The sequence below is a fragment of the Streptomyces sp. NPDC059787 genome, assembly GCF_042732315.1.
Taxonomy (GTDB): Bacteria; Actinomycetota; Actinomycetes; order Streptomycetales; family Streptomycetaceae; genus Streptomyces; species Streptomyces atrovirens.
Map to the genome: position 1 here is coordinate 1 of NZ_JBHWHX010000095.1, position 8,018 is coordinate 8,018.

7 protein-coding genes are annotated in these 8,018 nt (G+C 70.5%); all 7 read right to left on the reverse strand.

The window, feature by feature from the left end; genetic code table 11:
- Positions 1-36 precede the first annotated feature (36 nt).
- Complete coding sequence (locus ACFV5H_RS37430) at positions 37-621, reverse strand: histidine phosphatase family protein (protein WP_385044632.1); 585 nt, start codon at positions 619-621, stop codon at positions 37-39.
- Between the two features lie 5 nt (positions 622-626).
- Positions 627-1,511: a phosphogluconate dehydrogenase (NAD(+)-dependent, decarboxylating) gene (gnd, locus tag ACFV5H_RS37435; RefSeq protein WP_385199154.1), complete on the reverse strand. Its 885-nt coding sequence runs from the start codon at positions 1,509-1,511 to the stop codon at positions 627-629.
- A gap of 6 nt (positions 1,512-1,517) precedes the next feature.
- Positions 1,518-3,164 (reverse strand): glucose-6-phosphate isomerase, encoded by a 1,647-nt coding sequence (gene pgi / locus ACFV5H_RS37440; RefSeq protein WP_385199156.1) that lies wholly within the window; start codon positions 3,162-3,164, stop codon positions 1,518-1,520.
- Complete coding sequence (gene opcA, locus ACFV5H_RS37445; RefSeq protein ID WP_385059285.1) at positions 3,157-4,092, reverse strand: glucose-6-phosphate dehydrogenase assembly protein OpcA; 936 nt, start codon at positions 4,090-4,092, stop codon at positions 3,157-3,159. The genes pgi and opcA overlap by 8 nt, the downstream gene beginning before the upstream one ends.
- Positions 4,089-5,702, reverse strand: coding sequence for a glucose-6-phosphate dehydrogenase (zwf, locus tag ACFV5H_RS37450; protein ID WP_385059282.1), 1,614 nt, complete (start codon positions 5,700-5,702; stop codon positions 4,089-4,091). Before zwf ends, opcA begins: the two co-directional genes overlap by 4 nt.
- Positions 5,699-5,878, reverse strand: coding sequence for a hypothetical protein (locus ACFV5H_RS37455; RefSeq protein ID WP_385059279.1), 180 nt, complete (start codon positions 5,876-5,878; stop codon positions 5,699-5,701). The genes zwf and ACFV5H_RS37455 overlap by 4 nt, the downstream gene beginning before the upstream one ends.
- A gap of 368 nt (positions 5,879-6,246) precedes the next feature.
- Complete coding sequence (locus ACFV5H_RS37460) at positions 6,247-7,659, reverse strand: glycoside hydrolase family 16 protein (protein WP_385059276.1); 1,413 nt, start codon at positions 7,657-7,659, stop codon at positions 6,247-6,249.
- Positions 7,660-8,018: the final 359 nt, after the last annotated feature.

Genomic DNA, 8,018 nt, shown 5'->3' on the forward strand with positions numbered 1-8,018 from the left:
CCTCCAGGGCGGCTGCGGCCGGGGCCGGCCCACGTGTCACGGCCGTGTGTTCCACTCCGCGATCACCGGGCTGCCGTGCTCCAGCGACAGACGGCTCAGGGTGCCCGTCTCCAGGCGGAACAGGCGGCCGGAGGACGGTGGCAGGCCCAGGCGGCGGGCCGTCAGGACGCGGAGCAGGTGACCGTGCGCGACCAGCATCACGTCCCCCTCCGCCAGCGCCCCGGCCACCCGGGACAGCACCCGGTCCGCGCGCTCGCCGACCTGCTCCGGGGACTCGCCGGGGAACTCCCGGCCGGGCGGCACCCCGTCGGTCCACAGGTCCCAGCCGGGCCGGGTGCGGTGGATGTCCGCGGTGGTGATCCCCTCGTAGCCGCCGTAGTCCCACTCCCGCAGGTCCGGCTCCTCCACCGCCCCGGTCAGGCCCGCCAGTCCGGCGGTGTGCCGGGCGCGGACCAGCGGACTGGTGAGGACCAGCCCGAAGGTCCGCCCCGCCAGCAGCGGCGCGAGGGATTTGGCCTGGGCCTCACCGGCCGGGGTCAGCGGGAGATCGGTCCGGCCGGTGTGCCGGCCCGCCCTGCTCCACTCCGTCTCGCCGTGCCGCGCCAGCAGCAGATCCCCCACGGTCGTTACGCCTTCTCCGCCGACTCGACGGCGTGGCCGCCGAACTGCTTGCGCAGCGCCGCGATCATCTTCATCTGCGGCGAGTCCTCCTGACGCGAGGTGAACCGTGAGAACAGCGACGCGGTGATCGCGGGCAGCGGCACGGCGTTGTCGATGGCCGCCTCCACGGTCCAGCGGCCCTCGCCCGAGTCCTCGGCGTATCCGCGCAGCCGCTCCAGGTGCTGGTCCTCGTCGAGGGCGTTCACCGCGAGGTCGAGCAGCCAGGAACGGATGACGGTGCCCTCCTGCCAGGAGCGGAACACCTCCCGGACGTTGTCCACCGAGTCGACCTTCTCGAGGAGCTCCCAGCCCTCGGCGTACGCCTGCATCATCGCGTACTCGATGCCGTTGTGGACCATCTTCGCGAAGTGCCCGGCGCCCACCCTGCCCGCGTGGACATAGCCGTACGGACCGTCCGGCTTGAGCGCGTCGAAGATCGGCTTCAGCCGCTCCACGTGCTCCTCGTCGCCGCCGACCATCAGGGCGTACCCGTTCTTCAGGCCCCACACCCCGCCCGAGACGCCCGCGTCGACGAAGCCGATGCCCCGGGCGCCCAGCTCCTTGGCGTGCTTCTCGTCGTCCGTCCAGCGGGAGTTGCCGCCGTCGACGACCGTGTCGCCGGGCTTGAGCAGGCTCCCGAGCTGGTCGACGACGTGCTGGGTGGCGGCGCCGGCCGGCACCATCACCCACACCGCGCGCGGCCTTTCGAGCCGGTCGACGAGGTCGGACAGGTGGTCGACGTCGGAGAGTTCGGGGTTGGTGTCGTACCCGATGACGGTGTGGCCGGCGTTGCGGAGGCGCTCGCGCATGTTGCCGCCCATCTTGCCGAGCCCAACAAGACCGATCTGCATGTCAGTTCACTTCCTGCGTTCGCGGTAGGCGGCCACCAGCGCGGCCGTGGACGGGTCGAGGCCGGGGACATCGGCGCCCTCGGTGAGGGCGGGCTCGACGCGCTTGGCGAGGACCTTGCCGAGTTCGACGCCCCACTGGTCGAAGGAGTCGATGTTCCAGACGGCGCCCTGGACGAACACCTTGTGCTCGTACAGCGCGATGAGCTGGCCGAGCACCGAGGGGGTCAGTTCGGTGGCCAGGATCGTGGTGGTGGGGTGGTTGCCCCGGAAGGTGCGGTGCGGCACCTGTTCCTCGGGCACGCCCTCCGCCCGTACCTCCTCGGCGGTCTTGCCGAACGCGAGGGCCTGGCCCTGCGCGAACAGGTTGGCCATCAACAGGTCGTGCTGCGCCTTGAGTTCGTCGCTCAGCTCGGCGACCGGACGGGCGAAACCGATCAGGTCGGCCGGGATGAGCTTCGTCCCCTGGTGGATCAACTGGTAGTAGGCGTGCTGCCCGTTGGTGCCCGGCGTGCCCCACACCACCGGCCCCGTCTGCCAGACGACGGGACGGCCCTGCCGGTCCACCGACTTGCCGTTGGACTCCATGTCGAGCTGCTGGAGGTAGGCGGTGAACTTCGACAGGTAGTGCGAGTACGGCAGCACGGCGTGCGACTGGGCGTCGAGGAAGTTGTTGTACCAGACACCCAGCAGACCCATCAGCAGCGGGGCGTTGGCCTCGGCGGGGGCGTTGACGAAGTGCTCGTCCACGATCCGGAACCCGTCGAGCATCTCCCGGAAGCGGTCCGGGCCGATGGCGATCATCAGCGACAGGCCGATCGCCGAGTCGAAGGAGTAGCGTCCGCCGACCCAGTCCCAGAACTCGAACATGTTCGCCGTGTCGATGCCGAAGTCCGTGACCTTCCCGGCGTTGGTCGACAGAGCGACGAAGTGCCGGGCCACCGCCTTCTCGTCACCCCCCAGCCCCTTGAGCAGCCAGGTCCGTGCCGAGGTGGCGTTGGTGATCGTCTCGATCGTGGTGAAGGTCTTGGAGGCGACGATGAACAGCGTCTCCGCCGGGTCGAGGTCGCGGGTCGCCTCGTGCAGGTCGGCGCCGTCCACGTTGGACACGAACCGGAAGGTCAGCGAGCGGTCGGTGTACGCGCGCAGCGCCTCGTACGCCATCGCCGGGCCGAGGTCGGAGCCGCCGATGCCGATGTTGACGACGTTGCGGATGCGCTTGCCGGTGTGACCGGTCCACTCGCCGGAGCGGACGCGGCCGGCGAAGTCGGCCATCCGGTCGAGCACGGCGTGCACGGCCGGGACGACGTTCTCCCCGTCCACCTCGACCACCGCGTCCCGAGGGGCGCGCAGGGCGGTGTGCAGGACGGCCCGGTCCTCGGTGGTGTTGATCTTCTCGCCGCGGAACATGGCGTCGCGCAGCCCGAACACATCGGTGGCCTCGGCCAGTTCGCGCAGCAGGGCGAGCGTCTCGTCGTTGACCAGGTGCTTGGAGTAGTCGATGCGCAGGTCACCCACGCGTACGACGTACCGCTCGGCACGGGACGGGTCGGCGTCGAACAGCTCGCGCAGGTCCGGCTGCGGCAGCGCGTCCGCGCGGTGGTTGCCCAGGGCGGCCCACTCGGGGCGCCGGGTCGGCTCGGGGACGTCAGACATGGGCGGGGATCTCCTCGGTGGCCTCGCCGCGCAGGGCGACGGCGTACATCTCGTCCGCGTCGAGGCGCCTGAGCTCCTCGGCGATGAGTTCGGAGGTGGGGCGGACCTTCAGCGCCAGCCGGCGCGCGGGCTGCCCCGGCAGGGTCAGCGTGGCCAGCGGGCCCTCGGGGCGGTCGATGACGACCTCGCCGTCCGCGGTGCCGAGACGGACCGCCGTGACGACGGGCCCCGCGGTCACCACCCGGTCGACGGTCACCCGCAGCCGCGCCTCCAGCCAGCGCGCCAGCAGCTCGGCGGCCGGGTTGTCGGCCTCGGCCTCCACGGTCGCCGAGGTCACCGACGCCCGCGCCTGGTCCAGCGCCGCCGCCAGCATGGAACGCCACAGCGTCAGCCTGGTCCAGGCGAGGTCGGTGTCGCCGGGCGCGTAGGTGCGCCGCCGGGCCTCCAGCACCTCCATGGGGTTCTCGGCCGTGTACAGGTCGGTGATCCTGCGCTGGCCCAGCGCGCCCAGCGGGTCCTTCGCCGGGTTCTCGGGTGCGTCCGCCGGCCACCACACCACCACCGGCGCGTCCGGCAGCAGCAGCGGCAGCACCACCGAGTCGGCGTGGTCGGACACCTCGCCGTACGTCCGCAGCACCACCGTCTCCCCGGTGCCGGCCTCCGAGCCGACCCGTACCTCGGCGTCCAGCCGGGGGTGGGTACGCTCGCGAGGGTTGCGGGTGTGCCGCTTGATCACGACCAGGGTGCGCGAGGGGTGCTCGTGCGAGGCCTCCTCGGCCGCCTTGATCGCGTCGTAGGCGTTCTCCTCGTCCGTGACGATCACCATCGTCAGGACCATGCCCACGGCCGGGGTGCCGATGGCGCGGCGGCCCTGCACCAGCGCCTTGTTGACCTTGCTTGCCGTGGTGTCGGTCAGGTCGATCTTCATGGCCTGCGCCAGCTCCGTCCGTCTCGTGCGAGCATCTCGTCGGCTTCCGCGGGTCCCCAGCTGCCCGAGGTGTACCGCGCCGGCCGGCCGTGCGACGCCCAGTACTCCTCGATCGGATCGAGGATCCTCCAGGACTCTTCCACTTCCTGGTGACGGGGGAACAGGTTGGCGTCCCCCAGCAGGACGTCCAGGATGAGCCGCTCGTACGCCTCCGGGCTGGACTCGGTGAACGACTCGCCGTACGCGAAGTCCATGGTCACGTCCCGCAGCTCCATCGAGGTCCCCGGCACCTTGGAGCCGAACCGGACCGTCATGCCCTCGTCCGGCTGGACCCGGATGACGATCGCGTTCTGCCCGAGCTCCTCGGTGGCGGTGGAGTCGAAGGGGGAGTGCGGCGCCCGCTGGAAGACCACCGCGATCTCGGTGACCCGGCGGCCCAGCCGCTTGCCGGTGCGCAGGTAGAAGGGGACGCCCGCCCAGCGGCGGTTGTCCACGCCGAGCTTGATCGCGGCGTAGGTGTCGGTCTTCGAGGAGGGGTCGATGCCCTCCTCCTCCAGATAGCCGCGCACCTTCGCACCGCCCTGCCAGGCACCCTCGTACTGTCCGCGCACCGTGTGCCGGCCCAGGTCGTCCGGGACCTTCACGGCCCGGAACACCTTCAGCTTCTCGGTCAGCAGCGAGGCCGCGTCGAAGGAGGCCGGCTCCTCCATCGCGGTGAGCGCCATGAGCTGCAGGAGGTGGTTCTGGATGACGTCACGGGCGGCGCCGATGCCGTCGTAGTAGCCCGCGCGCCCGCCGATACCGATGTCCTCCGCCATGGTGATCTGCACATGGTCCACGAAGGACCGGTTCCAGATCGGTTCGAACATCTGGTTGGCGAAGCGCAGCGCCAGGATGTTCTGGACGGTCTCCTTGCCGAGGTAGTGGTCGATCCGGAAGACCTGCTCCGGGTCGAACACCTCGTGCACGATCGCGTTGAGTTCCTGGGCGGACTTCAGGTCGTGTCCGAACGGCTTCTCGATCACCGCGCGCCGCCAGGACCCCTCGGGGGCGTCGGCCAGCCCGTGCTTCTTCAGCTGCTGGACGACCTTCGGGAAGAACCTCGGCGGTACGGAGAGGTAGAAGGCGTAGTTGCCGTTGGTGCCCCGATGGGCGTCCAGCTCGTCCACGGCCTTGCGCAGCTGGTCGAACGCGTGGTCGTCGTCGAAGTCGCCCGGGACGAACCGCATGCCCTCGGCGAGCTGCTGCCAGACCTCCTCGCGGAACGGGGTGCGCGCGTGCTCCTTGACGGCGTCGTGCACGACCTGGGCGAAGTCCTGGTCCTCCCAGTCCCGGCGGGCGAACCCGAGCAGCGAGAAGCCCGGCGGCAGCAGGCCCCGGTTGGCGAGGTCGTACACGGCCGGCATCAGCTTCCTGCGGGACAGGTCGCCGGTCACCCCGAAGATGACCAGACCGGAGGGGCCCGCCACCCGGGGCAGCCGCCGGTCCCGCGGGTCGCGCAGCGGGTTGGCCCAGTCGGCCGGGGGCGCGGGGAGGGCCGCCAGGGCCTCCTCCTGTTCTTCTTGTTCCTCTGTGGCGTCCGTGGTCGGTTCGGTCGTCTCGTCGGTCATTCCGCGTCAGCTCCCTTGCTGTCGAGCGACTTCGTCGCCGAGTCGAGCAGCTCCTGCCGGGAGTCCTCGGACTTCGCGACGCCCTCGTTGTCCAGGGTGTCCTCGTCCGCCGGGTCCTTCACCTCGGCGGACGCTCGGCGCTCACCGGAGAAGACCCTCACGGCTGTTTCACTCACAGTGCTCATCTTCTTTCTCGCGGTCACGACAACCGTGCGCGGCGGTCGGTGATTCCCCGGCGGTCACGTTGCCGGGGTGACGCCGTGCGAGGCGGGTGGCGCGCCGCGTCACTTCAAGAAGTCCTCGGTTCAAGCAACATCGATGCCGTCATGCGTTCAAGTTTAAAAGTATGATCTTTTTGATGACGGGCCCCCTCCCGGCCGGCGGGGCGCCCTCGGTGCCGGCGGCCCCCACTCCTCGCGCGGCGTCGGGTACCGCGGAACCGCCATGACCATGCAGTCTCTGGCCGGGGCATGCGAAAGAGGGCCCCACGCGCGTGGGGCCCTCTTTCGTTCCCGGCCGGGGAGGGCCGGTGTGGGGGGTGGGATCAGTGGCCGAAGGTGAACCAGTTGACGTTCACGAAGTCCGACGGCTGACCGCTGGTGAAGGTCAGATAGACGTCGTGGGTGCCCGTCACGTTGCTGATGTTCGCCGGGATCGTCCGCCAGGACTGCCAGCCGCCCGTGTTGCCCACGGCGAAGCTGCCGATGGGCGCGTTGCTCCGGCTGTCCAGCCGCACCTCGACCAGGCCGCTGATGCCGGCGCCGGCGCCGCTCGCCACCCGCGCGGAGAACTGCCGGGCCGGGTTCGAACCGAAGGCGACACCCTTGAACTGCAGCCAGTCACCGCCTGCCAGCGCGCCCACGTTCTGGCCGCCGCCGGAGTCCGAGGTGTTCTCCGTCATCACGCCGCCCTGGCCGTCGTAGGACTCGGCCTGGATGGTGCCGTAGGCGTCGCGGTTGCCGGGCGTGCCGGGGTCACCCGGGTCGCCTCCGCCGCCGGAGGTCAGTACCTGTACGTAGTCGACGAGCATCGAGTGCCCGGGCTGGGTGCCCGCGTCCGGGCCGCCGCCGAAGGCGTCGGGGAAGCCGCCGCCCATCGCCACGTTCAGGATGATGAAGTAGCCGTGGTTCGTCGCGTTCGTCCAGGTCGTCGCGTCGACCTGGTTCTCCCGTACGGTGTGGAAGTTGTTGCCGTCGAGGTAGAAGCGGATCTCCTCGACGCTCGTCGAGCGGTCCCACTCCATCCGGTACGTGTGGAAGCCGGCCTGACAGGTCGTGCCCTGACAGGTGGTCGAACTGCCGATGCCGCTGGTCTCGTTGCACGGGCCGCCCGGCGAGGTGCCGCAGTGCATCGTGGCGAACACGGTGTTGTTGCCCTGTGTGTTCTCCATGATGTCCAGCTCGCCGACGGCGGGCCAGTTCCAGTAGTTGCCCCGGTAGGGGGAGCCCAGCATCCAGAACGCCGGCCAGTAGCCCTTGGCGGCGGCGCCGGTGACGTTCGGTACCTGGATGCGGCTCTCGACACGGAGCTTGCCGCCGGCCGGGGGCTGGAAGTCGGTGCGCCTGGTCTCGACGCGGCCGGAGGTCCAGTTGCCGGAGGCGTCGCGGCGGGGGGTGATGCGCAGGTTGCCGTTGCCGTCGAGGGAGACGTTGTCCGCGTTGGACGTCATCGTCTCGATCTCGCCGGTGCCCCAGTTGGCGGGGCCGCCCGGGTAGCCCTTGCCGGTCGCGTACTGCCAGTCGGAGGTGTTGACACCGCTGCCCGCGGAACCGTTGAAGTCGTCGGCGAAGACCTGGGTCCAGCCCGACGGCGGAGGCGGCACGGACGCGCTCGCGGACGGACCGGCCGCGGTGGCGGCGCCCGCCGCGAGGGCGAGCGTACTGACGACGGCGAGGACCGCCCGCCGCAGTGGACGGGGTCTGCGGAGCGTACGGGGGATGCCGGAGGTGTCACTCATGTGGGGATGCCCTCTCGGGTTCGGATGCCTGTGGCTTGAGAGCGCTCTCAAAGTGACGCCAATGTGCTCTGCGCCTCGTGCGCCGTCAAGAGGTGTAACCGAGAAAGTCCTTGCGGGTGGGGAGAGTTCAGGTCCCGAACTGACGCGAATGTGTGCAAGGGGAATGGTGGACGTCGGATGGGGGCGACGCCGGGGAGGGCCCGGGCGTCGCCCCCATCGCTCCGTTCGACCATGCGTGCGCGGGAGAGCGCGGGCGGTTTGGGCTGTATGGCGGCTGCGGGTCCTCGTGGGCTGATCGCGCAGTTCCCCGCGCCCCTCAAGGGGCGCGGGGACCTGCGCGAACGGGGTCTGGGGCGGGG

Excerpts from the sequence above, each read along its gene's own strand:
- gnd (WP_385199154.1), bottom strand. The coding sequence starts at position 1,511 with ATGCAGATCGGTCTTGTTGGGCTCGGCAAGATGGGCGGCAACATGCGC.
- pgi (WP_385199156.1), bottom strand. The coding sequence starts at position 3,164 with ATGTCTGACGTCCCCGAGCCGACCCGGCGCCCCGAGTGGGCCGCCCTG.
- opcA (WP_385059285.1), bottom strand. The coding sequence starts at position 4,092 with ATGAAGATCGACCTGACCGACACCACGGCAAGCAAGGTCAACAAGGCG.
- zwf (WP_385059282.1), bottom strand. The coding sequence starts at position 5,702 with ATGACCGACGAGACGACCGAACCGACCACGGACGCCACAGAGGAACAA.
- ACFV5H_RS37460 (WP_385059276.1), bottom strand. The coding sequence starts at position 7,659 with ATGAGTGACACCTCCGGCATCCCCCGTACGCTCCGCAGACCCCGTCCA.